At 65.0% G+C, this 26,208-nt stretch carries 25 protein-coding genes and 1 pseudogene; 10 read left to right on the top strand and 16 right to left on the bottom strand.

Annotated features, from left to right (window positions below):
- Nucleotides 1–139 precede the first annotated feature (139 nt).
- Entirely contained in the window at nucleotides 140–2,323 is a 2,184-nt protein-coding gene (locus MVA47_RS02285; RefSeq protein ID WP_247206496.1) for an FUSC family protein, read from the bottom strand.
- A 146-nt stretch (nucleotides 2,324–2,469) separates the two neighbouring features.
- On the opposite strand from MVA47_RS02285, the gene MVA47_RS02280 reads away from it, so the two are divergent.
- A complete protein-coding gene (locus MVA47_RS02280; RefSeq protein ID WP_030165955.1) occupies nucleotides 2,470–2,679 on the top strand; it encodes a dodecin in 210 nt (69 codons plus the stop codon).
- 12 nt (nucleotides 2,680–2,691) lie between these two features.
- On the opposite strand, the gene MVA47_RS02275 is transcribed toward MVA47_RS02280, so the two are convergent.
- The 3 genes from MVA47_RS02275 to MVA47_RS02265 all read right to left on the bottom strand — a co-directional run bounded on the left by MVA47_RS02275 (nucleotide 2,692) and on the right by MVA47_RS02265 (nucleotide 6,234).
- Nucleotides 2,692–3,066 (bottom strand): MerR family transcriptional regulator, encoded by a 375-nt coding sequence (locus tag MVA47_RS02275; RefSeq protein WP_247206495.1) that lies wholly within the window; start codon nucleotides 3,064–3,066, stop codon nucleotides 2,692–2,694.
- On the bottom strand, nucleotides 3,066–4,538 hold the full coding sequence (locus MVA47_RS02270) for a SulP family inorganic anion transporter (RefSeq protein WP_247206494.1): 1,473 nt from the start codon (nucleotides 4,536–4,538) through the stop codon (nucleotides 3,066–3,068). Before MVA47_RS02270 ends, MVA47_RS02275 begins: the two co-directional genes overlap by 1 nt.
- A gap of 178 nt (nucleotides 4,539–4,716) precedes the next feature.
- On the bottom strand, nucleotides 4,717–6,234 hold the full coding sequence (locus tag MVA47_RS02265; protein ID WP_247206493.1) for an amidohydrolase: 1,518 nt from the start codon (nucleotides 6,232–6,234) through the stop codon (nucleotides 4,717–4,719).
- A gap of 65 nt (nucleotides 6,235–6,299) precedes the next feature.
- Here MVA47_RS02265 and MVA47_RS02260 point away from each other — a divergent pair.
- Both MVA47_RS02260 and MVA47_RS02255 read left to right on the top strand, forming a co-directional pair.
- Nucleotides 6,300–7,828 (top strand): annotated as a pseudogene (locus MVA47_RS02260) (acyl-CoA synthetase).
- Between the two features lie 10 nt (nucleotides 7,829–7,838).
- Nucleotides 7,839–8,321, top strand: a complete 483-nt coding sequence (locus MVA47_RS02255) for a PPOX class F420-dependent oxidoreductase (protein ID WP_247206492.1) — start codon at nucleotides 7,839–7,841, stop codon at nucleotides 8,319–8,321.
- 105 nt (nucleotides 8,322–8,426) lie between these two features.
- On the opposite strand, the gene MVA47_RS02250 is transcribed toward MVA47_RS02255, so the two are convergent.
- Entirely contained in the window at nucleotides 8,427–9,686 is a 1,260-nt protein-coding gene (locus MVA47_RS02250; protein ID WP_247206491.1) for a citrate synthase, read from the bottom strand.
- Nucleotides 9,687–9,785: 99 nt separating this feature from the next.
- Here MVA47_RS02250 and MVA47_RS02245 point away from each other — a divergent pair, with 99 nt between their 5' ends.
- Nucleotides 9,786–10,913, top strand: coding sequence for a citrate/2-methylcitrate synthase (locus tag MVA47_RS02245; RefSeq protein ID WP_247206490.1), 1,128 nt, complete (start codon nucleotides 9,786–9,788; stop codon nucleotides 10,911–10,913).
- Nucleotides 10,914–10,973: 60 nt separating this feature from the next.
- Here MVA47_RS02245 and MVA47_RS02240 read toward each other — a convergent pair whose 3' ends face one another.
- The gene (locus tag MVA47_RS02240) at nucleotides 10,974–11,405 is read right to left on the bottom strand and encodes a DoxX family protein (protein WP_247206489.1); all 432 of its coding nucleotides are present in this window, start codon (nucleotides 11,403–11,405) and stop codon (nucleotides 10,974–10,976) included.
- A gap of 272 nt (nucleotides 11,406–11,677) precedes the next feature.
- On the opposite strand from MVA47_RS02240, the gene MVA47_RS02235 reads away from it, so the two are divergent.
- Nucleotides 11,678–11,935 carry a hypothetical protein gene (locus MVA47_RS02235; protein ID WP_247206488.1) on the top strand — a complete coding sequence of 86 codons (258 nt, stop codon included), beginning with the start codon at nucleotides 11,678–11,680 and terminating at the stop codon, nucleotides 11,933–11,935.
- A 26-nt stretch (nucleotides 11,936–11,961) separates the two neighbouring features.
- Here the strand turns inward: MVA47_RS02235 and MVA47_RS02230 are convergent, their stop codons facing one another.
- Together MVA47_RS02230 and MVA47_RS02225 are read right to left on the bottom strand one after the other, a co-directional pair.
- Nucleotides 11,962–12,912: a triacylglycerol lipase gene (locus MVA47_RS02230; RefSeq protein ID WP_247206487.1), complete on the bottom strand. Its 951-nt coding sequence runs from the start codon at nucleotides 12,910–12,912 to the stop codon at nucleotides 11,962–11,964.
- 112 nt (nucleotides 12,913–13,024) lie between these two features.
- Nucleotides 13,025–13,402, bottom strand: coding sequence for a helix-turn-helix domain-containing protein (locus MVA47_RS02225; protein WP_099382587.1), 378 nt, complete (start codon nucleotides 13,400–13,402; stop codon nucleotides 13,025–13,027).
- A 118-nt stretch (nucleotides 13,403–13,520) separates the two neighbouring features.
- Between MVA47_RS02225 and MVA47_RS02220 the strand changes: the two genes are divergently transcribed.
- Nucleotides 13,521–14,378 (top strand): SDR family oxidoreductase, encoded by an 858-nt coding sequence (locus MVA47_RS02220; RefSeq protein WP_247206486.1) that lies wholly within the window; start codon nucleotides 13,521–13,523, stop codon nucleotides 14,376–14,378.
- 18 nt (nucleotides 14,379–14,396) lie between these two features.
- Here the strand turns inward: MVA47_RS02220 and MVA47_RS02215 are convergent, their stop codons facing one another.
- Genes MVA47_RS02215 through MVA47_RS02205 form a run of 3 tightly spaced genes read right to left on the bottom strand, consistent with a single transcriptional unit; the run spans nucleotide 14,397 to nucleotide 18,832 of the window.
- A complete protein-coding gene (locus tag MVA47_RS02215; protein ID WP_247206485.1) occupies nucleotides 14,397–15,143 on the bottom strand; it encodes an SWIM zinc finger family protein in 747 nt (248 codons plus the stop codon).
- Nucleotides 15,140–18,028, bottom strand: a complete 2,889-nt coding sequence (locus MVA47_RS02210; protein ID WP_247206484.1) for a DEAD/DEAH box helicase — start codon at nucleotides 18,026–18,028, stop codon at nucleotides 15,140–15,142. Before MVA47_RS02210 ends, MVA47_RS02215 begins: the two co-directional genes overlap by 4 nt.
- A gap of 51 nt (nucleotides 18,029–18,079) precedes the next feature.
- Nucleotides 18,080–18,832: an isocitrate lyase/phosphoenolpyruvate mutase family protein gene (locus tag MVA47_RS02205; protein WP_030165905.1), complete on the bottom strand. Its 753-nt coding sequence runs from the start codon at nucleotides 18,830–18,832 to the stop codon at nucleotides 18,080–18,082.
- A 203-nt stretch (nucleotides 18,833–19,035) separates the two neighbouring features.
- On the opposite strand from MVA47_RS02205, the gene MVA47_RS02200 reads away from it, so the two are divergent.
- The 3 genes from MVA47_RS02200 to MVA47_RS02190 all read left to right on the top strand — a co-directional run bounded on the left by MVA47_RS02200 (nucleotide 19,036) and on the right by MVA47_RS02190 (nucleotide 21,038).
- Nucleotides 19,036–20,172: a GGDEF domain-containing protein gene (locus MVA47_RS02200; RefSeq protein ID WP_247206483.1), complete on the top strand. Its 1,137-nt coding sequence runs from the start codon at nucleotides 19,036–19,038 to the stop codon at nucleotides 20,170–20,172.
- A 75-nt stretch (nucleotides 20,173–20,247) separates the two neighbouring features.
- Nucleotides 20,248–20,631 carry a VOC family protein gene (locus MVA47_RS02195; protein WP_247206482.1) on the top strand — a complete coding sequence of 128 codons (384 nt, stop codon included), beginning with the start codon at nucleotides 20,248–20,250 and terminating at the stop codon, nucleotides 20,629–20,631.
- Nucleotides 20,632–20,750: 119 nt separating this feature from the next.
- Nucleotides 20,751–21,038, top strand: a complete 288-nt coding sequence (locus MVA47_RS02190; RefSeq protein ID WP_247206481.1) for a hypothetical protein — start codon at nucleotides 20,751–20,753, stop codon at nucleotides 21,036–21,038.
- Nucleotides 21,039–21,046: 8 nt separating this feature from the next.
- Here MVA47_RS02190 and MVA47_RS02185 read toward each other — a convergent pair whose 3' ends face one another.
- The 5 genes from MVA47_RS02185 to rnhA all read right to left on the bottom strand — a co-directional run bounded on the left by MVA47_RS02185 (nucleotide 21,047) and on the right by rnhA (nucleotide 25,016).
- Nucleotides 21,047–21,430 carry an ANTAR domain-containing protein gene (locus tag MVA47_RS02185; protein WP_247206480.1) on the bottom strand — a complete coding sequence of 128 codons (384 nt, stop codon included), beginning with the start codon at nucleotides 21,428–21,430 and terminating at the stop codon, nucleotides 21,047–21,049.
- A 552-nt stretch (nucleotides 21,431–21,982) separates the two neighbouring features.
- A complete protein-coding gene (locus MVA47_RS02180; protein ID WP_247206479.1) occupies nucleotides 21,983–23,098 on the bottom strand; it encodes a sorbosone dehydrogenase family protein in 1,116 nt (371 codons plus the stop codon).
- A gap of 127 nt (nucleotides 23,099–23,225) precedes the next feature.
- Entirely contained in the window at nucleotides 23,226–23,435 is a 210-nt protein-coding gene (locus tag MVA47_RS02175; RefSeq protein ID WP_099382577.1) for a dodecin, read from the bottom strand.
- A 181-nt stretch (nucleotides 23,436–23,616) separates the two neighbouring features.
- The gene (locus MVA47_RS02170) at nucleotides 23,617–24,534 is read right to left on the bottom strand and encodes a D-isomer specific 2-hydroxyacid dehydrogenase family protein (RefSeq protein WP_247206478.1); all 918 of its coding nucleotides are present in this window, start codon (nucleotides 24,532–24,534) and stop codon (nucleotides 23,617–23,619) included.
- Nucleotides 24,531–25,016 carry a ribonuclease HI gene (rnhA, locus tag MVA47_RS02165; protein ID WP_062796499.1) on the bottom strand — a complete coding sequence of 162 codons (486 nt, stop codon included), beginning with the start codon at nucleotides 25,014–25,016 and terminating at the stop codon, nucleotides 24,531–24,533. The genes MVA47_RS02170 and rnhA overlap by 4 nt, the downstream gene beginning before the upstream one ends.
- 98 nt (nucleotides 25,017–25,114) lie before the next feature.
- Between rnhA and MVA47_RS02160 the strand changes: the two genes are divergently transcribed.
- Nucleotides 25,115–26,137 carry a nitronate monooxygenase gene (locus MVA47_RS02160; protein ID WP_247206477.1) on the top strand — a complete coding sequence of 341 codons (1,023 nt, stop codon included), beginning with the start codon at nucleotides 25,115–25,117 and terminating at the stop codon, nucleotides 26,135–26,137.
- Nucleotides 26,138–26,208 lie beyond the last annotated feature (71 nt).

The following is a 26,208-nucleotide window of genomic DNA, read 5'->3' as shown; positions in this document are numbered from 1 at the left end:
AGTATTGGCAAATATCCTGCCAAGCGATCGCTCGACAGTGTTTGTGCAGGCCAGGACAGTGTTGGCGGTTCAGGCGGCGCGGGGCAACCGATTTTCCGTGCGTGAGCCGCTCGGAGTAGACCGTTCGAGGGACAGGCGGCTAGGTGCTCGGCCGTCCGAGCGGGGACTCAGCGAACGGCTCAGCAGCGCCGTACATCAGCTCGAGTTCGCCGAGATACGCACACGTGCCGATCAGTGGTCGCGCAGTGGCCATGTCCAGTGGGCGATCGGCGGTGTCCGCGCGCAGAGCCGACACGGCATCCTCGGCGATCCCGACTCCGACGTCGGTGTGCGTCGCATGGCCGGCCCGGATCTTGTCGGTGTGGCGCCTGACCACCGCCCGAAGTCGGGGATGGCCGTCCGGGTCGGGCGGCAGCGGGAGGTCGGCGATCGAATCGGCGACTACGCGGAGGCGAGTGGCTTGCCCGAAAGCTCGGAGCATGGGCGTTCGCTCGTCCGTGGGCCCACCACTTTCTGAAAGATATTGGCGCGCCGCGTCATCGGCAGTGCGATAGGCAATGACACTCAGGTTGCGGTGGTTGGTGACGTCGGCGCTCGCCGAGCGCTCGGTGCCCCGGAGTAACCGGCCGACCACAACATCGAGGTACTGCAGGTACTGGCCGGTTGCGCTGTCGATGGCCGCGCGTGCCGTCGCTGCGACACCCCGTGGCCAGAGGAGAAACGAGACCACCACTGCCACTGCGCATCCGATGGCAACATCCTCTACGCGAATCAGGCCCACGTGCCAACCGCTGGGCTTGAGAATGTTGAACATGGTGATCACCAGCACCGTGAACGCGGCTTGACCGGCGGCGAAGGAGAATACCTTGGGAATGTAGGCGGCTCCGAAAGCTGCAAAGGGAAGCAGAATCCACAACAGGGTGCCGTTGGTACCCAACACGACGACGATGGCTCCGCCGATGACAAACCCCGCGGTGGTTCCCGCAACTGCCCGTACGACTTTCGAGCCCGTGGTGAGGGCACTGCTGCGCAGAACCGACATCGCGCCCAGCACCACCCAGAACCCGTGCTGCACCGGCACCATCTGAATGAGGGCCACTGCGGCAGCGAGGCCCACACCGGTGCGCATGGCGTTGCGGGCAATCACCGACCGGGCGATGACGACCGGTGACGCGGCTTTTCGGGTGGCCTCGAGTTCGGACAGCACGAGATCTGCTGCGCCGGTCGGTGGCAACTGCCTGCCCAGCACCTTGGCGATCATCGGCCGCGCATCCGCAGCAGACGACCACGCGATGGTCCGCCCGACGAGAGCCACTGTTGTGCCGACGGTGTGAACCGTGAGCAACCGGGCGCCAGTGGCCTCCGCCTCGGGCTCGCTAGCCTCGGCCACGATCTGTTCGACGTTGTGACCGAATCGGTTTCGCAATACCGAGGTCAGGTCCGTTGCTGTGGAGACGAGTCGTTGCCGGTACAGGTCATCGTCGTCTGGTGACCTGCCTTCGCGGAGCACCTCGACGCAACGACGCAGGACCGCCGAGGCAGGGTCTCGAACTTCTTCGGGTAACCGGGTCTGGCCGTGAGTGGTCTGAGCGGCAAGCCATTCGAGGTCGTCCACCACGCGCGCGAGAGCTCGACTGCCGGCCGTGAGCCCCGTAGGTCGGCTGTCGGTACCCAGGTACGCCTGACGTAGGTTGCTCATCGCGTCCATGACTCGCGCGGTGGACGCGGTGTCGGTGTCGCTCATGGCGATGTATTCGGCAAGAGTCTCACAGACTTCCCGGACCCGGCGGCGCAGCGCATCGTGGTGATCGGGGGGCAGGAAATATAGCGCAGCCGGGACGCAGAACACCAGTGCCAGAGTCCAACCCAACAGTCGGTCGGAGATCGGGCCGACATCGGGAACTGCCACGGGCAGGACAAACGCGAGGAGAGCAGCGCGCTGGCCCGCGGCGAAACTGGAACTGAGAATGGCCAGGTAGGACACCACCACCCCGACCACCAGCATCGAGATCACGCCCACCCAAGCAGGCGTCGCCAGAACCGTTCCGACGGTGATGAATACGTACCCCACCACAGCGAGACCGGCTAAGCTGACGGCACGTCGAGTGCGGTTGCCCGGGAAGTCGACCAGCACCAGTAGCGCGATGGTGCCGAAGATGGCGAACAACGGAGTCTGGGGGCCGCCGACATGCACGGCGAGTGCAGCCACGATCGGGACGATGATCGCGGTGCGTACCGCCCTCCGCAACGCATCGAAACCGTGGTCGCGCGAACGCACGGCCGCAGGCAGTGAGCGCAGTCGACGCGGGACGGGCAGGCCCATGGCGTGATGGTAACGGCAGGCGTTCGATCCCACGGGGCAACGGCGACCGACGTCGAGATCGATGTCGTGCGGCGCCGCGATCGCCTAACGTGGGTTGGGCGAGAGATCAGAAGTCCGCACCGAGCAGAACGAGAATGGAGATTCGCATGAGCGACAACGTCTACCGCGTCACCGAGATCGTCGGGTCGTCGACAACAAGTACCGACGATGCGATCAAGACCGCGATAGCCCGGGCCAACAAGTCGCTGCGCAACGTGGATTGGTTCGAGGTGGTCGAGACCCGAGGGCACGTGGAGAACGGAGAGCTCGCGCACTTCCAGGTCACCCTGAAGGTCGGTTTCAAACTGGAGGACTGAGGAGGTCCGTCATCAGTCGAGGTCGTCGAGTATGCCGATGAACTCGGTGGCGTACTCGACGTGGGTGAGCAGGCGTTCGTAGCGGTTTCGGGCGTCGGCTCTCACCTCGTCGATGACGATGCGGGCAGCGGGATCCGGATTGTCGGAACCGTGCAATGCATCCACGGCGCGTAAGAACGTGCGCATCTCGTCGAGGCTGTAGCCCAAGGGTTTCATCCGCCGGATGATCAGCAGCCGTCGCACATCGTCTTCGGTGTAGAGCCGGAAATTGCCTTCGGTGCGGGCTGTCGGCGCCACCAGATCGATGTCTTCGTAGTGGCGAAGGGTCCGGACCGACAGGCCGAGCCGGTCGGCAACCTCGCCCACCTTCATGCGGTCGCCGGCCATCAGCCGGATGCGCCGAGTCGGCCCGACAACCGTTCCAGGCGCGCGAGCCCCGCGCCCTCTAGCCCGACGATCGTGGCCTGTTTGCCTCGCGCCCGGTACTTGCCCAGTACGGCATCGAGACTGGCGACCGTCGACGCATCCCAGACGTCGGCATCGCTCAGGTCGATGATGACCCTGTCGGGATCGCCCGCATAGTCGAACTGGTAGACGAGGTCGTTGCTCGACGCGAAAAACAACTGTCCGGTGACCCGGTAGCGACGCATCTCGGCGAAATCGGCACTCTCGGGGTCGGTTTCGGTGACAGGCGTGACCGTGGTGAGATGTGCGACCCGGCGGGCGAACAACACCATCGCGGTGAGCACGCCGAGAACGACGCCGATTGCGAGATTACTGGTGAGAACCGTTGCGACAACGGTGACCAGCATGACAAGGGTTTCCGGAAACGGCATCATCCGCAGGATTCGGGGATGGACGCTGTGCCAGTCGAACGTACCGACCGACACCATGATCATCACGGCGACCAGGGCGGCCATCGGGATGACACCGACGATGTCGCCGAGAACCACGACAAGGATCAACAGGAACAACCCCGCGAGGAACGTCGACAGTCTGGTGCGGGCGCCCGATTGCTTGACGTTGATCATTGTCTGACCGATCATCGCGCAGCCACCCATGCCGCCGAAGAACCCGGTGACGACGTTGGCCACTCCTTGGCCCCACCCTTCGCGGGTCTTGTCGGAGTGTGTGTCAGTGATGTCGTCGACCAGCTTGGCTGTCATCAGCGACTCCATCAGTCCCACGAGGGCCATCGCCAGTGCGTAAGGCGCGATGACCGACAGGGTGTGCATCGTGAACGGCACATCGGGGATCAACAGGGACGGTAGCGAATCGGGCAATGCGCCTTCGTCTTCCACCGATGGGACATCCCAGCCGAACGCGGTGACCACCACCGTCAAACCCACGATCGCCACAAGTGGCGAGGGAATGGCCGTGGTGAGCCGGGGCAACAGCACGATGATCGCCAAACCCGTTGCCACCAGGGGATAGACGAGCCAAGGGATGTCGTCACCGATGAGATGCGGCAGCTGGGCTCCGAAGATGAGAATGGCCAACGCGTTGACGAACCCGGTCATCACGCTGCGGGGGATGAAGCGCATCAACTTGGCGATACCGATCACGCTGAGCGCGATCTGGAAGATGCCGGCGAGGATGACCGTGGCGATGAGGTAGTCGAGTCCGTAGTCGTCGACGATCGGCGCCACGACAAGCGCAACAGCGCCGGTGGCGGCGGAGATCATCGCCGGCCGGCCTCCGACCACGGCGATGGTGACGGCCATGGTGAACGACGCGAACAGCCCCACACGCGGGTCGACCCCGGCGATGATCGAGAACGAGATGGCCTCGGGGATAAGCGCGAGCGCCACCACCAGACCTGCCAGCACCTCCCGCCGGAGATCGCGTGGTGAACTCATGAGCGCGCGCACCGTCGCCGGCGGGTTCTGAGAATGGGTGACGGAGTTCGTGCTGGGCACGCGCGTCCTTTCGAGCTGATGTGGGCAGTCGGGTGTGGTGGCCGGCAGACGTGGTCGGAACGCCCGCAAACCTACCGTAACGAGAGGTTTGCCCCAAGTCGTGCTGGCGCGTTCGCCGTTACAGGGCCAGGTGAACGGGGCGGCCGCGGACGATGGTGGCGGCGACTCCGAGTGCGCGCAGACGAGCGCCCATCTCTGTCGACGTACCTGATGCGATCGGATTGTCGTCGAGCAGCACCACATCGCCCCGACTGCCCACTGCCACCGTGGTCTGCCCGTCAGTACTGGCCGAGAGGGCTTGCGCCGGGGTGAGCGCCTCATCGGCGTTCCATGGCTCGGTTGTCGCGTCGGCGCCCCGATCGACGGCTGCTGCCATCGCGATTCTCGGATCGAGCGGGGCAACCGGTGCATCGGAGCCGAGCGCGAGTGTGACACCGCCCCGCAGCATCGAACGAAGGGCGAAACAACGGTCGGTGCGGTCGGACCAGCATTGCCGGGCCACCTCCCGGTCGTCGATCAGATGGGCCGGCTGGACACTCGCCCGTACGCCCAGAGCTCGCATCCGCCGGATGTCGTCGTGGCGGATGAGTTGCATGTGTTCGATGCCGCCGCGTGCGCCGGTTGCCTCGAACGCGCTCAGTGCCTGATCCACCGCAGCATCACCGATGGCGTGCAAAGCGATGTCCATGCCGCCGCGGTGTCCACGGGTGAGCAACTCCACGAGGGACTTTTGGTGGTACGCCTGGTGGCCGAGTGTGTGGTGTTCGGTGTCGGTATAGGGCTCGCAGCAGAACGCGGTGCGGGTGTTCAGTGACCCGTCCGAGAAGATCTTCAACGGGCCCATGGTCAGCAACCCTCGTCCGTCGGCGAGTTCGCTGCCCGTTCGCAGACCTGCCGCTAGGACATCGTCGAGTCTGTCGGGGTACGTGACCGGCCGGATGCGGATCTGGTCGATCCCGCGGGCAAATCGCTCCGGCCACTCCAGGTAGCCCGCAGCCATCTCGAAGTCGACGACACCGACAACACCTTTGCTCGCTGCGTCCGAGATGGTCGCGCGCAGCAGGTCGTCGATGTTCTCCGATACGGCGGTCAGGGCACTGACATGGTGTTGCAGGTCGAACCACTCGGACTCGAGAAGTGGCCCGTCGCGAAGCGGAACCCCCAGAAGTGCAAGAGCTTTGGTGTTCAGCCAGCCGGTGTGACCGTCGCCGCTGGCCAGGATGACCGGATGGGATCCGCTGACGGTGTCGAGCATGGCAGCGGTTGGCTGTTCGGGCCAGGTGGCCGTTCGGAATCCGTAGCCGATGATCGCGCCGGACCGCCAGGGGTGGGGCAGTGACGCCACGTGGTCGGCGACGATACGCAGCACGTCGCCAGGACCTGATGTGCCGGATACGTCCAGTTTGGAACGGCTTTGGGCCCACCAGGTCAGGTGAGCGTGCTGGTCCCAGAGTCCGGGGATGGCCCAGCGGCCGTCGGCGTCGATCACCGTCTCCGCGCCGGTCGGGCGAAGCCCGGGAGCGATCTCGGTCACCGTTGCGCCGTCGATCCGGATGTCGACGGGGAGATCTGTGGGGGTTGGTCGGCCGACCGGAACCAATCGCGCACTGCGGATCAGAGTGGATGAGACGGTCATGGCGCCCAGCTTCTCACGACAGATATGCGGTCGAGATACTTGGACTTCCTATAAAGTTTGTTCCCATGAGCACAATGTTTCGTGCCAGTACCGTCGACGGCATCCTCCGGCGGAGCGCGGCCAATTCCCTGATCGGATCGCACTCCGGTTCGCCGATCGCTCGTGGTCCTATCGCGATCTCGATGCCGCTGTCAGCAGGGCCGCGGGACACCTCCGGTCGATCGGCCTGAGCGGAGGTGATCGGGTCGCGGCGTACGGCACCAACTCCGACGCCTACCTCATCGGGTTCTTGGCCTGTGCCCGCGCCGGATTGGTCCATGTACCCGTCAACTATGCGCTGAAGGGTGGCGAGCTCGAATACCTCGTCGGCCAGTCGGGAAGTCGTGCGGTGCTGGTGGACCCGGCCCTTCAGCCCGTCCTCACGCCTGTCGCCGAATCGCTGGGAGTCGAGCACGTCATTCCTTTACGCGACGATACGGATTCGCTACTGGCGCGATGCAGTTCGGGAGAAATCCCGGACATCGACGACCCGGTCGACGAGACCAGCCTCGTGCAATTGCTCTACACCTCGGGAACCACGTCGAAACCCAAGGGCGCGATGATGACCCACGGCGCAATGGTCCACGAATACGTGTCTTCGGTGATGGCGCTCGCCTTCACCGAGTCGGACAATCCGCTCATCTGCATGCCGCTCTACCACTCGGCGGGCATGCACGTGTTCATGCTCCCGTACCTATCGGTGGGAGCAACGATCAGCCTCATGGAGACCCCGGACATCCCGGAGATCCTGCGGCGCATCGAAGCCGAGAAGATCGGGTCGCTGTTCCTTGCGCCGACCGTGTGGGTTCCGCTGGCCGGTCATCCCGATCTCGAGACCCGCGATCTCTCGACCCTGCGCAAGGCGCAGTACGGTGCCTCCATCATGCCGGTGACCGTGCTCAATCGGCTACGCGAACGCTATCCCGACATCGCCTTCTACAACTGCTTCGGCCAGTCCGAAATCGGCCCGCTGGCAACGGTTCTGCAACCCGAAGAGCACGCAGATCGGCCGGCATCGTGTGGCCGACCTGTGTTCTTTGTCGAGACGCGAGTGGTGGACACCGACGGCAACGACGTTGCCGACGGCACCCCCGGTGAGGTGCTCTATCGCTCTCCGCAACTCTGCCAGGGCTATTGGGACAACCCGGCGGCCACCGAAGAGGCCTTCCGGGATGGCTGGTTCCATTCCGGTGACCTGGTCACCCGCGATGCGCAGGGCTACATCACCGTGGTCGACCGGATCAAGGACGTCATCAACACCGGCGGGATCCTGGTCGCGTCCCGCGAGGTCGAAGATGCGCTGTACACCCATCCCGGTGTCGCGGAGGTCGCAGTGATCGGTACACCGGATGAGAAGTGGATCGAAGCCATCACCGCGGTGGTGGTGCTGCGTCCGGACGCGGGCGACGTGTCGCCCGATGGACTGATCGCCCATGTCAAGAAGCAGATTGCTCCTTTCAAGGTGCCGAAACGCGTTGTGTTCGTGGAGGAACTGCCACGGAACCAGAGCGGGAAGCTGCTCAAGCGAGAACTGCGCAGCGGATTGCAGGACTAGACTGCAACCCATGGCCAGAACAGTTGCGACCACCACAGACGTTGAACGCGAAGCGCTGCTGGACTTCGTCCGGCCGCGCCACCACATGCTGCTCAGTACGGTCCGATCCGATGGCAGTCCGCAGTTGTCACCGGTCACCGGAGGAGTCGACGAGGAAGGCCGCATCGTCATCTCGACATACCCCGGCCGCGCCAAGACAGCCAATGTCCGCCGCAACAGCTCGGTGAGTGTGTGCGTGGTGTCCGACGAATGGAACGGTGCCTGGGTTCAGATCGATGGGACCGCCGAGGTGCTCGACATGCCGGAGGCCGAAGATGCGCTTGTCGACTACTTCCGCAGCATCTCGGGTGAGCACCCCGACTGGGACGACTACCGCAAGGCGATGCGTCTGCAAGGTAAGTCGCTGATCCGGATCACCCCGTCACGCTGGAGTCCCATTGCCACCGGTGGATTTCCGGAAGACGTGGCGGCCCGCCTCGACGCACAGGACTGAAGCCCGCAGGAGGTCGCCCACGCACCGTCTCGTGCACCGCGCCCGGGTTTGAACCGGTGCGCGGAGATCGAAACGATGCGTCAGCGACGACGGCACGCATTTTTCTCACGGGGTAGGTGGTCGCACGCCGACGTAGACACCCTGCGGCCGGAACCGCAGTCTCGGCTCCTCGTACTCCTCGATGGCGTGAGCAACCCATCCTGCGATTCGTGCGATCGCAAAGATCGTCTCGGCTGCGTCAGGCGCCATGTCGAAGCGCACCGCGATTGCGGCCAGAGCCATATCCGAATTGAGGAACGCGGCATCGGTCTGGCCGGCCAAACCCCGCAACTCTTCGATGGTTCGGATGACTTTTCGGTTGCCGCCGGTGGTGGTTGCCATCAATGCGAACAGGGCCTCGGCGCGCGGATCGTGGTCCCGATACACCACGTGGCCGAATCCGGGTGTGGCCTGGTCTGGCCCCGACCACAGCGCCAATGCGCTCGAAGGGTTCTCCAGGGCATCGGCCAGGAACCGTGACGCCCTGGTGGCGGCACCTCCGTGCAACGGCCCATCGAGCGCACCGAGTCCCGCGGTGACCACGGAATAGATGCTGCCGCGGGCGCTCGCGGCCACCCTCGCCGCGACCGTGCTCGCAGTCAGGTCGTGGTCGGCCAGCAAGACCAGCGCGGCGTTCAGCAAGCGGACACGGCCGCGATTGGCCGGGATCGAGGTGAGCCGCGGCCACAGCCTCGCCGCGAGTGATGGCCCGATCGCGTCCTGACCCGAGGCGACAGGTAGACAATCGACCACCGTGTCGAAGATGCCGGCGGCCTTGCGGGTCACCACATCGTGGGTGAGTTGGTGGCGGAGGTTGTCGCGGGATCCGAGTACGTCGATGACCATTCTGACCATGTCGACACGGCGACCGGCGGGGTTGCCAAGGGCCCTCAACTGCTTGATCACACTGCGGGGCAGCATGTTTCGACCCCAGTCTGGTCCGCTCTGCCACAGCATTGCGGCAACTGCCTCGAAGTCCACCGAGGTGGAGAGCACGGCAGCGTCCTGGCCACGGTAGTAGAGGTGATCATCGTCGAGCAGTGTGATCTGGGTTCGGATACGTTCGACCACGCCGGCCGGAGGTCGGCCGGCAGAACGCCGGGTCAGTGCGTCCACCTCGTCGACGGCGAACACGCTGCCCCGGACCCCGTCGACGGCAGCGCTGGTCAACAGCCCCCTACTCACGTAGGCGTACACGGTTTGCGTTTTGACGCCGAGCACCCGGGCGACTTGCGCGGTGGTGAGGTAGTCGCGTCCATCGTGTCGCAGCGGTGTGGGCCGGCGCCGACGGTGATGGGCCACGTGGTCGGTCGATCGATCTGCCATCTCGAGGTCCCTTCACATTGATTCGATCAACATTGACACATAGCAACTGTCGGTCGAATGTGATTGCCAGACAACCACACTTATGGATCGGAGATTCACATGTCGGTGATGGTCGCCCCGCCGGGGTTGAGCAACGTCGTGGTCGCGAATACCGCGATCGGTGATGTACGTGGTGACGAGGGCTTCTATCAGTATCGCCAGTACTCGGCGATCGACCTGGCCAGGACGAAGACGTTCGAAGAAGTGTGGTTCTTGTTCGTCTACGGTCGCCTTCCTGACCCCGACGAGCTGGACGCGTTTGTCGTCACGACCCGGGCCCTTCGCACGATTCCAGCGGAACTGTCCTCGCTGTTACGCACGATCGCCCTGGCCGGCAACGAACGGCAGATGCTCGCGCGACTACGCACCGTGTTGTCGGCGGCCGCGGCAACCACATCGGTTGTACCGCTGTGGGATGCCGGTCCGGATCAAAGGATTGCCGACTCACTGGCCGCCACGGCGATGACGCCGACCATCCTTGCCGCTTTGCACAGGATTCGAGCGGGTGAGGATCCGCTACCACCGCGCGACGACCTTTCGACCGCAGAGAACTGGCTGTACGGATTGACCGGCAAGCAACCCGAGCCGGAGCGCGCACGAGCGATCGAGCAGTACCTGATCGCCACCGTCGACCACGGATTCAATGCATCGACGTTCACCGCCCGGGTGATCGCGTCGACCGGCGCCGATGTCTTCAGCGCGGTGTGTGGGGCACTCGGCGCATTCTCCGGACCCCTACACGGCGGCGCGCCGGATAGGGCACTCGATGCGCTCGACGAGATCGCCGAGACCGGCGATGCGACCGCCTGGGCCAAAGCCCAGCTGGCGGGGCGTAGCCGCATCATGGGTTTCGGTCACGCGGTATACCGCACCAACGACCCGAGGTCGGACCTGTTGCGCGACATCGCGTCCCGACTCGGCGGACCGCTGGCCGAGTTCGCCATCGACGTGGAGAAGGATGTGGTCGCGGTATTGGCCGAGGCCTATCCGGATCGTCCTCTCTACGCGAACGTCGAGTTCTATGCCGGGGTCGTCATGGACAGTTGCGGAGTGCCCCGACAGATGTTCACACCCACCTTCGCGGTGAGCCGGATGGTGGGCTGGTGCGCCAATATTCTCGAGCAGGCCGAGGACCGCAAGATCATTCGGCCGAGCGCCCGATACGTCGGCCCACCGGTTGTCCGGTGAGCCCAGTGGACCCGGCGAGGTGATCTCGCCGGGTCCAGGTGTCGGGTGCCATCGTTGTGGTCAACGCACCAACGGCATGATCGAACGAACCGTTGCGCTGCGCAGCCACAACCCGGCCCACACTGCGATGCCGACGGCGATAGGCAGGAAAATGCTTGCACTGAGCGACTTTTCATCGATCATGTGGGAGGTGGTCGCGCCGCCGAAGTAACCGGTCAGAAGTACCGCACCGAGAATCGCGGTCCGCGGGTACAAGTACAACGCAAGGCACCCCAGCATCACCACGCCCATGGCAACGATGTCGCCGTCGGTGAAGCCGAGCTCGTACGACGCCTTCGTCACCTCTTCCGGCAATGCCAGGTGCGAGATCGCGTCGACAAGCAGCAAGATGCTGACGAGTCCGGTCACCACTCGGCCGGCGATCTGAGACCTCCGGCTGATGGGGGACGTGGTCTGGGTGGAGGTGGCTGGGTTGTCGGCGATGGCGGTCATGATGCGCTCCTGGGGTTGTGGCGGTTTGTCGGTCTTGTGAAGTGAGACCGTGCCGGAACACAGAAGTAATCGCCGGGAGCAGCGCCGGTGCGGCCGCAATCAGACGCGATCAGGCGTGGCCCGTCGGAAAATGACTTAGCTTTCGGCTCCCGGAGCAGCACAATGGCCGGATGCAATCAGAAGTGTCGGAGCGCCAGTGCCCAGCTCGGTTTCACGTCACGTCCGCAAAGAATCGTGCGTCCATCTCTCGAAGCGGGTTGGACTGGCGCCTCATGGGCGCCGCACGTGGAATTGCCGGTTCGGATCGGCCGGAGCAAGAAGGGTGCTTCCTCGCTGCCAATGAGTACGAGTGCGACTGGTTTGTTCGAATGAACAACACCGGTGGGCCTGTTGACGTGTGGGAGGTGAGTGGCGTTGACGCCGATTCTCTGGTCGAGTCACCTCAGGGGTACTACTTCTTCCCCGGTGTGGTCGACTGCGATCGGGTTCGGCTGGTCCGGCGCGACATCCCGCCCGTCAACCACCGATGAAGTCCTACCCGACCGGGGTCGGAGACTCAGCCGGTGAAGGGTGGGACGAACTCGCATCCCACTGCCTGGGGGTGTGCCGGGTCCAGCGCGTTCAGGACGAACTGCGCCGCACGGCGAGATCCTGCGATGCCGGTGTGCTCGGAGTAGTCCAGTGAACATCCATCTTGCACAACGATGTTCGTGGCGTTCTCGGCCCGCAGCTCGCCGCTCGTGTACGGAACAACGAGTTCGTCGAAGCGGGTCATGATGTTGGTGTAGGTGATGTCGGGGTCATAGAGGCCATCACGCTGCAGCTTCTTGAGCATGTCCGAACCCTTGGTCATCTGCAGGCACGCCGCGCAGATGGCCCCGATGGTCTGCTGCTGAACCTGGTCTATCCCAAGCGCTTTGGCATAGGCTGCGATCTCACCGGCCGCGGCAACGTTGGTGCCGTTCCACAACGGCGCCAGGGAGATGTACTTGTCGACCTTGTCGGCTCCACCCAGGAACTTGATCCAGTAGGTGGGCATCAACGTGCCCTGCGAATGCCCCACGATGTCGACCTTGGCCGCGCCGGTCGATGCGCGCACCCTGTCGACAAAGGCGGCCAATTCGGCGGCACTCTTGTCGATGGATGCAAAGCCGCCGAGCGCGCTGATCGGCCACGGCGCCCACGGGATGGCGCCATAGGTCAACGCGAAGACGCAGTAGCCGTTGTTCGCCAGCAACGGTGCATAGGTGCCCCAGTTGGTCTGCGCACCCCCGCCCGTACCGTGCACGAGAACGACGGGCCGCGGATGCTCGGGAGTCGGCTTGCAGTTCCAGTCGTTGGATCCTGGCAATGAGCCGCCGGGCCGAGTGAGTTCGCTGGGAATACCGGCGAAGAAGTTGTAGTCGACGGGCAATGGATCCCTCGCCGCCACCGGACCGGTCCCGAACACGGTCCCCAGGGTCAACACGAGAGCAGCGATCACCCCGGCGATCTTCGCTCGTTGCATTCTGCTCCCACTGCCCATCGCAACTGGTTAGCTACGCTTCGAGGATAACCGGCAGTTCAGGCGGGGAGTCGGGATCGGTGAATCTCGCAGGAGTTCCCGACCGGTGGGACGGTCACTGGTTGTCGTAGGCGGCGCGGGCGGCATAGACGACGTCCATGTTCGATTGCACCAGTTCGATCAGGCCGTGCAGCCGTTCGGCGATCTCCCGGCCCAACGGCGTCAGCTCGTATTCGACCTTGGGCGGGATGGCCTCGAGCACCGTGCGGGTTAGCATGCCGTCGCGTTCGAGATTTTGCAGAGTCTGCGACAGCATCCGTTCGCTGACTCCGTCGACTCGCCGACGGAGCGCGTTGAATCGATAACTGCCCTCGGCGAGTGCCGCAAGAACCAGCAACCCCCAGCGACCGGTGACGTCCTGGAGCGTCTCGCGGGATGAACAATCGCGCGCGAAGACGTCTGCTTCGAGAGAGTTGTCCACCTGGTCGGCCATTGCTCCACGATAACTCAGCTGTGACCAGGATGGTTACTCATCGGCTTGCGCTTACTTAAAGTAAGTGCATACTGAAACGGTAGCGCTGAGAACGGCGCTTGGAGACGGAGGATTTGAAATGCCAACAGCGGTCACCGGTGCCACCGGCCAACTGGGAACACTTGTCATCGACATCCTTCTCGATCGAGGTGTGCCATCGACCGAGATCGTGGCAGTGGTGCGAGACGCCTCGAAGGCCGCGGCCCTGCAGGACAAGGGCGTCGAAGTTCGATCCGCCGACTACGACGATCCGGCGGCGCTACGGGCGGCGCTGACGGGAGTGGACAAACTGCTCCTCGTGTCGGGCTCGGAGGTCGGCCGACGGGTTGCTCAGCACATCAACGTCATCGATGCGGCCGAACAATCCGGCGTCCAGCTGATCGCGTACACCAGTCTGCTGAACGCTAACCGGAGCAGCATCTCCCTCGCCCCTGAGCACCAGGCCACCGAGGCTCGCCTTGCCGAGTCGTCGGTGCCCACCGTGCTGCTGCGGAACGGTTGGTACTGGGAGAACTATGCCGCAGCCATCCCTCAGGCGGTCGAGTCCGGGAAACTGTACGGCGCCGCGGGCGAAGGACGCCTCGCCGCTGCGACCCGGGGCGACTTCGCCGCCGCCGCAGCCGCAGTTCTGACGCTCGACGATCAGGGCGGCAAAACCTACGAACTCGGAGGTGGCGAACGCCTGACCTACGCCGAGTTCGCCAAGGCCATCAGCGAGATCTCCGGCGCAGAAGTGACCTACCAGGACCTCCCGCAGGCCGACTACGCCGCCGCACTGGAGCAGGCCGGCCTGCCGGGTCCGGTCGCCGCCATGCTTGCCGACGCGGACGCCGGTATCTCGCGCGGCGAGCTGGACACGGCAAGTGGTGACCTGCAAGCACTCATCGGGCGGGAGTCGACCCCGGTCTCCGAGGTCATCAGGTCGGTTCTCAACTGAGCTCCACCACAGAGTCGCTCAGCGGATGATTCGGGCGTAGAGGTCAGCCAGCTCGTCCACTGCCTGCGCCACATCCATCGCCGCAGAACCCGATCGGCGTAGAGCCGCCGTGAGGGCAGTGGTGTCCAACTCGGACAACACGTCGATCGGCGGTGGATGTGGCAGTCCGGGCATTTGTCGCCCGTCGCCGTAGAAGTCGATATCGACCGGTGGTGCAGGGGCTTCGTCAGGCTCGGCCGAATCGGCTGATGGTGCGTCCCGCAGGTGGGCCAGCAAGACGCCGAGTTCAACCCCCATCACGGTGAGCAGGGTGCTGGGCTCCTTGTCGATCGACGCCGCGATCTCGAAACACACCGACAACACGTGGATACAGCGGTCACTGTCGTCGGGGCACGTGCAGTCGACTCGCAGATCCGACGCCTCCGTCGGGATCACGAGCGAACCGAGCAACTGCGGTTGCTTGCCGCGCGTCAGGGCGACAAGATCATCCGTCTTGCCTTCATGACGCAGCATGGAGACGACAGTCGCCGGATCGGCCGCGAGCGTGTTGATCTCCACCTCGAAGGGGTCGAGCTGGCTACCCTGGACCAGGGCGCTGACCCGGCTCGACCGCATCACCAGGTCGATGACGTTGCGGTCCCGAAAGTAGCTGCGCGCCTTCACGATCTTTCGCTGTTCGGCAGACGGCTCGACGACCAGGAGGAAGGCCTTGGACCACGGCGTGAGGCCGTAACCGCGTTCAGGTGCCTTTTTCTTGCGGCTCATTCGCTCACCGCCTCGTCGTGCAAACGCATCAGCTCATAGAGCTCATCGTCGCCGGTGTTGGCGAGCCAGTTCTCGCCGGTGGCCACGGTCAGCTCCGACAGCTCACGTTTGTCGGAGATGAGCTGGTCGATGCGCTCCTCCAGGGTTCCGACGCAGACGAACTTGCGTACCTCCACACGGCGCTCCTGGCCGATTCGGTACACGCGGTCGGTGGCTTGGTTCTCGACAGCGGGATTCCACCAACGATCAAAGTGCACAACATGATTGGCGGCGGTGAGATTGAGACCGGTGCCCCCGGCCTTGAGCGACGCGATCATCACAGGTGGCCCGTCCGCCTCGCCGAACTCGGCGACCAGTTTGTCACGCGCCGGGCGGCTGAGGCCCCCGTACAGGAACGACAGGGGATGGCCCAGTCGGTCGGACAACCATGGTTCGAGCATGGTGCCGAATGCGGTGAACTGGGTGAAGACCAGGGCCCGCTCGCCGTCGGCGACGATGTTGTCGAGCATGTCCGCCAGCAATTCGACCTTGCCCGAGCGGTGTTCGTTCCGGCGAAGGATGGGGGAGCCGTCGCCGAGGTAGTGCGCGGGATGGTTGCAGATCTGTTTGAGCCGTGTCAGGGCTGCGAACACTGTTCGGCGTCGCTCACTACCGGGCTGTCGGCTCTCGCCCTTTCCGAGCGCATCCATCAGGTCGTCGATGACGGCGCGGTAGAGCCCGGCCTGCTCGACGGTGAGGTTCGCCCGAACGGTCAGCTCGGTCTTCTCCGGTAGATCGGAGATCACGCTGGGATCGGTTTTGACCCGCCGCAAGATGAACGGCGAGGTGACCGCCGACAGCCTGCGTACCGCATCCCGATCACGTTCACGCTCAATGGGTTCGGCGTAGCGGTTCTTGAACACCGACGCGGTTCCCAGCAGTCCGGGGTTGACCAGGTCGATGACCGAACGAAGATCCTCGAGCCGGTTCTCCACCGGGGTGCCCGTGAGGGCGACACGGTGCCGGGCCGACATCGCCCGCACCGCTTTGGACTGGGCGGTGTTCACGTTCTTGATGTGCTGGGCTTCGTCCACCACGAGGCGGTCCCACTTCACCGCACCCAGCAGCGCCCGGTCGCGCGAAGCGATCGCAAACGTCGTGATGACAACATCCACCTTTGCCGCCGCTGGTTCGAAGTGCCCCTGGGTCAGACGTCCTGGGCCGTGATGGACCAGCACTGTGAGGTGGGGTGCGAACTTGGTGATCTCTCGTTCCCAGTTACCCACCACCGACATCGGGCACACCAAAAGCGTTGTGCGCGAACCGGCATCATCTGGTGCTCTCTCGCCGCAGATCAGCGCGAGTACCTGGATGGTCTTACCCAGGCCCATGTCGTCGGCGAGCACCGCGCCGATGCCGAGCGAACTCAGATGCCTCAGCCACTCCATCCCACGGTGTTGGTAGGGCCTGAGTTCGGCACGCAACGATGCGGGAGCCTCGAGACGCGGTGGGGCCAGTTGCCCACCGCGCTTGATGTCGTCGAGCCATGACAGACCTTCCACCCGCCCGACCGGTAGCGGCAGCCGGTCGTCTCCGTCGGTGACGAGGTTGAAGAGCTCACCCATGTCGGCCGGCTGACCTGACTCGGCTAATGCCTGCTGAGTCTGGATGAACGCTGCCGACCTCGACAAGGCCGCGTTGTCGGCGCGCACCCACTTGCCGCGGATCCTGACCAGATCACCTTTCTGGCGCGCCAGTGCCTCGAGTTCGGACGCGTCGAGAATGTCGTCGCCCAAGGCCAATTGCCATTGGAAGTCCCGGATCTCGCCGAGCCCCACCATGACAGCGCGAGAACGCGGCCCACCTTCGGGCTTGCCCCGCAGCGTCAGGGTCGGCCTCACATGGGCGATGGACCGGGGGAGCAGTACCTCGAACCCGGCGTCCGCCAACGCGGCGACTCCGGTGTCGAGCAGAGCCAGCACCGTGTCGGTGGAGAGCAGGAAATCCAGGGAATGGTGGTCGTGGTGGGCGGCCTTGAGGTCGGGAAAAGCGCGAACGGCTCCGGCGACTTCGGTGGTGATCTCATCGATCTGATGCGGATCCAGCCGACGAAGCTCCACGGGTTGATCCGGGCGGTCCATGGTTCGCCGGCACACCTGCAGGCGCCACCGGGTCACCAGGTCAGAGTCGTCGTTGTCGTCTTCCTCGGGCTCGCACAGCCGCAGTACCAGCGCGGACTCGCCCTGCCGGAGGCCGTCGGCCCAATTGGCCCACGCAGCCGCGGCGGACGCGGCCCGTTCCGCCGACATCTCCGGTGAGTCGGTGTCCGGCAGCAGGCCTCGGACCAGGCTGGACCGCACTGAATTGGGGGCGATGTCGGAGCAGCGGATGCGGCAGAGGTGGTCGGTCATCTCGCCGCAGAAGTCCATGATGGCGGTGGAATCGCCGTTCTCCAGGATCACCGGTGGCGCGGACGCGATGGCCGTGGAGAGCCACGCCCGCCAGCCCGCCGTGGTGAGCGGAGCCCAGCGTACTGCCCACTCGCCGGCGACCCGATTCACCGCCGGAGCGACGGCCCCGGCGCTGACGAAACGCTCGGTGGATTCCAAAAGGAAACGGTAATAACGTAATTCGCCACCGACGGCAGGGTCATCGTTGACCGACCGCAGCAGGTCGCAAGAGGCCGCCGGGCCCAACGTCAGCGATGAGACGTCGCGACGGGTGGGCCCGGGGCCGGCAACGGTGATGGTGCGCCGCAGTGACCGTCCCGACACTGCTGTGGCGATCGGCTCCGGTAGCCCGTCGGGCACGTAACCGGTGCACGGTTGGCCGTCTGCGTCGGTGAACCACAGCGACAACCCCACCCCTGAGCGCCACAAAGCGTGCGCCGCCGCTGTCGCAACCACGTCAACATGGTGGCACGCCGGTGCGACAGGCGACGCCGAGCGGGCCGCCGATCACTTCCAGCGTGCGAGTACCTCGCCTGCGCGTTCGGCCAAGACCATCTGCAGGATCGGACCGAAGCTGACCCGGGCGACGCCGAGCGCGGCCAGGGCCGCCTTGTCGTCGTTGGCGGGGTGACCGATCGCGTTGACCGGGAGAGGAAGCTCGGCGGTGAGGCGCTTGTGGACGTCGTCGGAGTGGAAGCCGACGGGGTAGAGCACGTCGGCACCGGCGGCGGCCGCCAGTTTCAATCGGTCGATGGCGCGGTCGACGCGGTCGTTCTCATCGCCGACCTGTTTGACGAACAGGTCGGTGCGGGCGTTGATCACCACGTGCGTGTCGGTGGCGTCCGATGCTGCACGCAGTGCTCCGACGAAGTCGGCATGCTCCTGTGCCTCACGCAGACGGCCACCTTCGCTGTGCACTGTGTCCTCGATGTTGAGACCGACGGCGCCGACGCTGAGCAGGCCATCGATCAGGCGCTTGGGGTCTTCGCCGTAGCCGGACTCGATGTCGACCGAGATCGGTACATCCACAGCCTCGGTGATCTGCTTGATGCGGGTGATCAACTCGTCGAAGGTGATGCCCTCGTTGTCGGCCTTGCCGATCGAATCCGATACCGGGTGACTGCCCACGGTCAGGGCCGTGAAACCGGCGGACACGGCGAGATTCGCCGACCACGCATCCCACACCGTTGGGAGGATCACTGGATTTCCTGGCTGGTGGAGTTCGAGCAGAGTGGTTGCCTTGCTTGCGAGATCAGTCATGGTTCCTACAACTACGCCCGTCCGAGCAGCCATTCCATCAGTTCCCACATGCTGGACGCCCGAACCGACGCCGCCCGTTTTGATGTGGCCTGCATCTCACCGAGCAATCCCGCGGCGCTTCGATGCCGAATCGACAGAGTGACATTTACGCGGCCCGTTCACCTATTGGTTCGTACCGCCCACTAACTTCTTGGAGAGACCGCATGCACTTCATCCGGAGGTGGTGGCGGCAACCGTTCGATTACCAGTGGACGCTGAATTACCACCGCTCACGCGGATCCCTGGTCATCAATCGCCAGGCCGTCGGGATGTGGTCGTTCTTCTACGGGGTGGCCGCGCTGCTGTCGCTGGGGTCGCCGGCCGGTCCACGCGAGACCATCGCTGCCCAAGGTGCGGTCTCGGTTGCTGCGGTCAGCAGCATGGTCGTCGGCCTGGCTTGGCTCCGGGGCCCGTGGCCGTCCAGACGAGGTGCGCAGCTGTTCCTGGTCTACTCCGACGTGGGTGTTGCGGTGGTGCTGTTCACGTTCGCCGACCCGTTCATCGCGATGACCGGCTGCGTGTTGTTCGCGGTGACCGCCGCCCATATCAGCGCATTCCACAGCCCACGATGGCTGGCCGCGCACCTGGTGTTCGCGACGTCGACCACGGTCGCGTTGTACCTCAAGGTGCTGGTCACGCCCGGGCAGGATCTGTTCATCGCATCCGCTCTGCTTGCCGTCTTGCTGTCGGTTCTGTTGTCGGCGCCGATCATGATGCAGTCCGGCCTGCTGAACCTCGGCCACGACGCCAGCGATGCGTTTCGCGATCACCTGACGCAGCTCCGCAATCGTCGCGGCCTGGAAGTGGACTTCCCCCAGCTGCGCTTCGACGGTCCTCGGACCTTGCTGGCCGTGCTGATGCTGGACATCGACGAGTTCAAGACTGTGAACGATCAGCACGGGCACCAGGCGGGAGACACCGTCCTCGAACTCGCCGCCTCCAGACTTTCCGCGACGGCGGGTCCGGCGGCGCTGGTGGCAAGGGTGGGTGGCGAGGAGTTCGCGGTTGCTGTCACGGGCTCGCCCGAGCAGCTGGTCGACCTGGCCGAACGGCTCCGGATCGTGCTGCGCAACCCGCATGATGCCTACCCGATCACGGTGAGCGTCGGGGTTGCCGTGGCGGCGCACTGCATGACCAAGTCCGGACGTCTTCGACCGACCATCGCTCTGCTGAGTGCACTCGCGCCGTCGGCTGACGCCGCGATGTACCAGTCGAAGAAGGGTGGCGGGGATGCGGTGACGTTCGCGCCACCCGCCGTCGAACATGATCTGCCGCCGAAGAACGCCGGGATCGACCGATGAGTTGAGGGCACACCGGTGGTCGGTATTGGCAAGGCGATGACCATCGGCGGTGACCGTCGGCGAAGGAGGATCGACATGCTCGACATCAACAACGCGTTCAGTGGGTTCGCGGTCAAGGACATCGAGGAGGCCCGGAGTTTCTACGCCGAGACACTCGGCCTCGATGTCGAGGACGGTCCGATGGGGTTGCTCAACCTGCACCTGACCGGCAGCACCAACGTGCTGGTGTATCCCAAGCCCGACCACGAACCGGCTGCGTTCACCATTCTCAACTTCGAGGTCCCCGACATCGACGCTGCGGTCACCGCGCTGACCGAACGAGGGGTCGAGTTCGCGCGCTACGACGACTTCGACCAAGACGAGCATGGGGTCTTTCGTGGATCTCGAAGCGACCAGGGGCCGGATATCGCATGGTTTCGGGATCCGTCAGGGAATGTGCTGTCGATCATCGGGGCGTGACGGTCGTCGGTGAGGCTGTCGCGCCGACACGCCCGCCTCTGGGTGAGGCTCATGAGTCGAACAGATGAACATTCCGCGATAGGCGACGCAAGTTTGCGATAAGCGGCAGAATGTACAGGGTGACTTTTCTAGAGCGGCCGAGTCGCCATTCCCGGGTCCGGCCAGTGGTGGTCCGTCGTGACGCGCGGCAGACGGTGCCTCGCGAGATGACCGGGGTGCTGTGGGACCCCACTGCCGGGGGCCACCTGCCGACGCGGCCTTCTGTCACGCGCGCGACCCGCAACGACGCGCGCCGCGAGACTCCGCGCATCTCGATCACAGGCAGCGACCTGACGATGTTGCTCTCGATGTCGGGGCTGCTGGGCGGAGTGCTCGGGGTGGTCGGCCTGATCGAACTCAACTCCTGAGCGCGTGCTCAGTGGTCTTCCAGGTCGAGGGTGCGCAGGTTCATCCGTCGGGCGACCACATCGTCGGCGACGTCCTTGAGTGGGCGATCGTGGCGGAACGAGAACGCGCGCAACCTGGCTAGCCCCTCATCGGCGGACACAGCCAGTTGGGCGGCCACCATGCCGGATGCGAGGTAGACGTCTGACCGGGAGAACCTGTCCGTCGTGTGGTCTTGTGCATGACTCATGTCGGCTGCAGCCGTGGCAACCCGATCGTCGTAGTCGCCCTGGGTGGCGAGGTAATCGTGCCAATTGCGGGTCACCGTGTACCCGGCAGCGGCGGCTGCAGTGGTCGCGGCCTCGTGCTGATCGGGACTGAGCTCGCCGGCGGTCCGCCGGTACAGCTCGAGCACAGCAAGGGGGTGCCGCCTGCGGCTACCGGGAAGGCGAACAGCGCCCGTGCGCCCAGTCCGATCGCCTCCCCGATGAAGGTTGGCCACCTGCTGCCGCTGTGATTGTCCAGGTCGGCGAGCAGGCGGGCGTCATCGTTCTCGTAGGCATCCAAGCAGGGGCCTTCGCCCAGCGTGAACTGGAGGTCGTCCAACCGTTGAGCCACCGAATCCGTGGCGTACACCAGGTCGCGGACTCGGCTGGAGGTGGTCAACAGTGTCAGGGCGGCGCCATCGACACCTGCGGCATCTACGAGCCGCTCGCACAGGGGGCCAGACCAGTGGAGACCGAACCGCGTCCAGCGGGGGTGTCATTGCCGCGACTCTGCCAGCTGCCCATCGGTCTCCCTTCCCGCAGGACTCAACATGTGCGACTACGGACGCCGTGCCCGATTGCGCCGTGATTAAATCCGTGTCTGTGTCAGACACCCATAGCGAATAACCGCGAGTGCGGACGGTCAAACATGGCCGAAAGCGCTGCATTGCAGTGCTTTCGGAAGGCGGTTTCTTCGGGCGTCAGACAGACTGCACTGTCACCCGTTTTATCCGGTCGTCGCCGACTCGGGCGTCCCCACGACCGTCGGTGTTGTTGGTGAGCAACCAGAGCGACCCGTCGCGCGCATCGGTGACATCTCGCACCCGCCCGAATTCGCCGACGAAGAGGTCGCGCCCGGTCTCGGGGGCGGCCACCGGAACGGCGCGGATGCGTTCACCCCGCAGATTGGCGATGTAGATCGTGTCGCCGGCGATTGTCATCCCGCTCGGACTCGCATCGTCGGGACTCCATTGCTGAACAGGATCGATGTAGATGCTGTCGAACTGTTCGCTCTTGCCCTCCACGCGCGGCCAACCGTAGTTGCCGCCCTTTCTGATGACGTTGAGCTCGTCCCAGGTGTCCTGGCCGTACTCGGATGAGAACATCGTGCCGTCGTCTGCCCAGGCGATTCCCTGAACATTTCGATGTCCGAGCGACCACATCGGGCTGCCGGCCGTCGGATTGTCAGCGGGCACATCTCCATCCGGGGTGATCCGCAGGATCTTGCCGGAGAGGCTGGCGGGGTCCTGCGCTTTCGGCCGGTCCTGCGCGTCGCCGGTGGAGATGTAGAGCATGCCGTCCGGACCGAATGCGATACGGCCGCCGTTGTGGGTTCGTCCGCCCGGTATACCTGCAAGAACGGGTTCGACGGGGCCGATTCCGAGACTCCCGGTTATTCCGGTCAGGCGATATCGCACGACGCGGTTGTCGCCGTCGTCGCTGGTGAAGTAGACGTACAGGAACTCCTCCCGCACGGCGAGACCGAGCAACCCGCCCTCGCCTGCGGGTGCGACATCGGCCACCGCGCCCACCACCCGGGTGCGGTCGCCGACGACTTCGAGGATGTTGCCGGAGTCGCGTTCGCTGATGAGCGGTGCATCTCCGGCGAAGACGATCGACCACGGCGCGTCGAGCCCGGTGACGACATCTGCGGGTTCGTCCGCAGGAGCGATACTCGCCGACGTCTGACTCGAATCGACTGACCCGGAAGACTCAGAGGAACCGGCCGACTGCGCGGGTCCGTCGTTGTCAGAGGCGCTGCATCCGACGAAGAGCACGGCGCCCGCGAGTACCAACGCGGCGAGTCTGTGTGTCATGAGCGTCTCCCGGTCGGTGGCGTTTGGCCGGTCGCACGCGACGATGCCGGCGGCGGGCGTGCACTTTCCGTTCGAGTCCGCTAGAAAACGGTACCCGGACGCCGCGCCGCCGACCTGTCCGCGCAGGTCAGTCGGCCAGCTTGAAACCGACCTTCACAGTCACCTGGAAGTGGGCGATCTCGCCGTTCTCCACATGGCCACGGGTTTCGACCACCTGGAACCAGTCGATGTTCTTCAGGGTTTCAGCGGCGCGGGAAAGTGCGGTCTTGATCGCGTCGTCAGAGCTGGTCGTCGAGGAACCGACGATCTCGGTGACCCGATACACGTTGTCGCTCATACTTCTCGATTCTGTTGAAGGGCGGATCCGGCTGTGGCTCAGCCTCGACACCGGGAGATGCCGACTGTCTCAGCCTTGCCATGCCGGTGAGACAACGCAACCATTACGGCGCGGGAGATTCCATCAGCGCGCCGCATACTTCGCTGCCGGTCGTCGGCGCCGCCGCACTCCAGCGCTGCAACTAGTAGTCGGCACCGGGCCGGACCACCGCGAGCATGTCGCCGCCTGCCGCAAAGCGGCGTAGATTCTCGGCGAGCCACGGCGCCATCGTGCGGGTCAGACCCGCGGACGGATTGGCCACGTGCGGGGTGATGATCACATTCGGCAGATCCCACAGCGGGTCGTCGGCGTCGGGCGGCTCCGGATCGGTCACGTCGAGGGCGGCGCCTGCGATCTCTCCGGCCACCAATGCGTCTCGGAGGGCGACTTCGTCGACGAGTGGACCGCGCGCCACATTGATCAACCAGGCATGTCGGGGCAGCGCGGCAAGCGTGCGTGCGTTGATGAGAAGACGGGTCTCGTCGGTGGCCGGAGCCGCGAGGACCACGTGGTCGACCAGGCCCCAGACTTCGTCGATCCTGCTCGCGGGCAGCGTCGTCGACGCGCCCTCGACGGGCCGGCCGGATCTGTTGACCGCGATCACCTGGGCTCCGCAGGCGTTCAACCGGGGGATCAGCGACCGGGCGATGCCACCGGCACCGATGATCCCGACCGTGGAACCGTGTAGCGACCGCACAGCCGGGTCGATGGCCTTCTCATCCCAGTGCCGTAGGACGGCGACGTTGATCTGGCGAAGGCCGGCCAGCAAGAGCGCGAGGGCGTGCTCGGCGACGTTCTCGGCGTAGAACCCCGACGCATTGGTCCAGATCCGCCGATCGTCGAGCAACCCCGCGCGCAGGAATGACTCGATGCCCGCCAGCCGCAGCTGCACCCACTCGATGGTGTCGGGCAGCGGATCGGGGAAACCGTCGACGTTGCCGATCCACACGAGGGCACGCGCCTCGGCGAGGTCGGCGAGGGTGCCACCGGCGGACGCGATGGCTTCGGCGAGGTGGGGATCGGAATGGGGCAGCAGAGCCACCGGGATGGGGGCGTTCATCCGGCCACCTGGCCCGTCGGGCCGCCGTCGCGCAGTGCCCGAGCAGCGGTGGTGGCGAGTTGGTCGGCGATCTCGTTGTAGTGGTCGCCGGCGTGACCCTTGACCCAGCGCCACTCCACATCATGGCGAGCGCACTGGGCGATCAGTTCACGCCAGAGCTCGCTGTTCTTGACCGGCTTCTTGTCCTTGGTGAGCCAGCCGTTGTTCTGCCAGCCGGTCGCCCACTTCATGATCCCGTTGCGCACGTAGGTGCTGTCGGTATAGAGGATGACCTTCGATGGCTTCTTGAGCGCCTCGAGTCCCTTGATGGCCCCGGTCAATTCCATCTTGTTGTTCGTGGTCGCAGGATCGGCACCCGACAACTGTTTCTCGTGGTTCTTGTACCGCAGCACCGCGCCCCACCCGCCCGGCCCGGGATTGCCGAGGCATGCTCCGTCGGTCGAGATCTCGATCGGAGTCGCCATGTCGATGTCGTCGGCCATGGCGAAGAGGCTACCGTCGCGTCGAGACCGAATGCAGCAGCCCGGCTGCCGCACACCCGAGCCGGTGACCGCAGGCTCAGATCCCCGGGAGGTAGCACGTGCCCACCTTCGACCTTCGTGACCTGGACGCCCCCGTGATCGGCGCCCCGATGGCCGGTGGGCCCAGCACGCCGGCGCTTGCGGCTGCGGTGACAAACGCTGGGGGTATGGGTTTTCTGGCGGGAGCCCTGTTGAACGGCGAGAAGCTGGCAGCGGACATCGAGGAGGCGAGGTCTCTGACGTCGGGGCCGTTGGGGGTCAATCTCTTTGTCCCGCAACCAAATGCTGGTGATCCGGCGCAGATCGAGGCTTACGCAGCAGAACTCGCGCCACTGGCAGACAAGTTCGGTGCTTCGCTCGGTGAGCCGCGATACGACGACGACGCCTGGGCGGAGAAGATCGAGGTGTTGCTCGACCTCAAGCCCGACGCGGTGTCCTTCACCTTCGGATGTGCCACGGCCGACGAGATCCGGCGACTGGCCGATGCGGGCATCTTCACGCTCGGCACCGTGACCACGGCGACCGAGGCGGACATCGCACTCGGCCGTGGAGTCGACGCGCTGGTGGCGCAGGGCCCGGGCGCCGGTGGGCATCGCGGGACCTTCGACCCCACCGCGGAACCCGCACCGGGCAGCCTCGATGAGCTCCTCGCCGATGTGGTCGGGCGGGGAGTTGATGTGGTCGCGACCGGGGGGATCACGACTTCTGCGGAAGTAAGTCGGGTACTCGCCCTCGGCGCACGGGCGGTCCAGGTGGGCACGGCGTTCCTGCTCGCCGACGAGGCGGGGACCAACGCCGTGCACCGCGCCGCCCTGGTGGATCCCGAGTTCACGACGACGGGAGTCACGCGAGCGTTCTCGGGCCGCTACGCGAGGGGTCTTCACAACCGGTTCATGCACGAACACGATGCTTCCGCGCCGTTCGCGTACCCGCAGATCCACCATCTGACCGGGCCCCTGCGGAAGGCTGCGGTCGCTGCGGGTGATCCGCACGCCACCAACCTCTGGGCCGGTACAGACTTTCGTAATGCCACCTCCGGTACGGCTCAATCCATCGTGGCCAGGCTCGTCTCGGCCCTTTGAGGTTGTCCGGGCCGTTCGTCGATCCACCTGAATGACCTGGTGGTCTGAGTTCGAAGCCCAATGGATCTTGA

Origin of the sequence: Williamsia sp. DF01-3 (assembly GCF_023051145.1) — a bacterium.
Taxonomy (GTDB): domain Bacteria; phylum Actinomycetota; class Actinomycetes; order Mycobacteriales; family Mycobacteriaceae; genus Williamsia.
Note: the sequence above shows the minus strand (reverse complement) of the source record. Positions and strands in the feature narration are given on the sequence as shown.

Coding starts and splice junctions, on each gene's coding strand:
- MVA47_RS02285 (WP_247206496.1), bottom strand. CDS start 2,323: ATGGGCCTGCCCGTCCCGCGTCGACTGCGCTCACTGCCTGCGGCCGTG.
- MVA47_RS02280 (WP_030165955.1), top strand. CDS start 2,470: ATGAGCGACAACGTCTACCGCGTCACCGAGATCGTCGGGTCGTCGACA.
- MVA47_RS02275 (WP_247206495.1), bottom strand. CDS start 3,066: ATGGCCGGCGACCGCATGAAGGTGGGCGAGGTTGCCGACCGGCTCGGC.
- MVA47_RS02270 (WP_247206494.1), bottom strand. CDS start 4,538: ATGAGTTCACCACGCGATCTCCGGCGGGAGGTGCTGGCAGGTCTGGTG.
- MVA47_RS02265 (WP_247206493.1), bottom strand. CDS start 6,234: ATGACCGTCTCATCCACTCTGATCCGCAGTGCGCGATTGGTTCCGGTC.
- MVA47_RS02255 (WP_247206492.1), top strand. CDS start 7,839: ATGGCCAGAACAGTTGCGACCACCACAGACGTTGAACGCGAAGCGCTG.
- MVA47_RS02250 (WP_247206491.1), bottom strand. CDS start 9,686: ATGGCAGATCGATCGACCGACCACGTGGCCCATCACCGTCGGCGCCGG.
- MVA47_RS02245 (WP_247206490.1), top strand. CDS start 9,786: ATGTCGGTGATGGTCGCCCCGCCGGGGTTGAGCAACGTCGTGGTCGCG.
- MVA47_RS02240 (WP_247206489.1), bottom strand. CDS start 11,405: ATGACCGCCATCGCCGACAACCCAGCCACCTCCACCCAGACCACGTCC.
- MVA47_RS02235 (WP_247206488.1), top strand. CDS start 11,678: ATGGGCGCCGCACGTGGAATTGCCGGTTCGGATCGGCCGGAGCAAGAA.
- MVA47_RS02230 (WP_247206487.1), bottom strand. CDS start 12,912: ATGCAACGAGCGAAGATCGCCGGGGTGATCGCTGCTCTCGTGTTGACC.
- MVA47_RS02225 (WP_099382587.1), bottom strand. CDS start 13,402: ATGGCCGACCAGGTGGACAACTCTCTCGAAGCAGACGTCTTCGCGCGC.
- MVA47_RS02220 (WP_247206486.1), top strand. CDS start 13,521: ATGCCAACAGCGGTCACCGGTGCCACCGGCCAACTGGGAACACTTGTC.
- MVA47_RS02215 (WP_247206485.1), bottom strand. CDS start 15,143: ATGAGCCGCAAGAAAAAGGCACCTGAACGCGGTTACGGCCTCACGCCG.
- MVA47_RS02205 (WP_030165905.1), bottom strand. CDS start 18,832: ATGACTGATCTCGCAAGCAAGGCAACCACTCTGCTCGAACTCCACCAG.
- MVA47_RS02200 (WP_247206483.1), top strand. CDS start 19,036: ATGCACTTCATCCGGAGGTGGTGGCGGCAACCGTTCGATTACCAGTGG.
- MVA47_RS02195 (WP_247206482.1), top strand. CDS start 20,248: ATGCTCGACATCAACAACGCGTTCAGTGGGTTCGCGGTCAAGGACATC.
- MVA47_RS02180 (WP_247206479.1), bottom strand. CDS start 23,098: ATGACACACAGACTCGCCGCGTTGGTACTCGCGGGCGCCGTGCTCTTC.
- MVA47_RS02175 (WP_099382577.1), bottom strand. CDS start 23,435: ATGAGCGACAACGTGTATCGGGTCACCGAGATCGTCGGTTCCTCGACG.
- MVA47_RS02170 (WP_247206478.1), bottom strand. CDS start 24,534: ATGAACGCCCCCATCCCGGTGGCTCTGCTGCCCCATTCCGATCCCCAC.
- rnhA (WP_062796499.1), bottom strand. CDS start 25,016: ATGGCCGACGACATCGACATGGCGACTCCGATCGAGATCTCGACCGAC.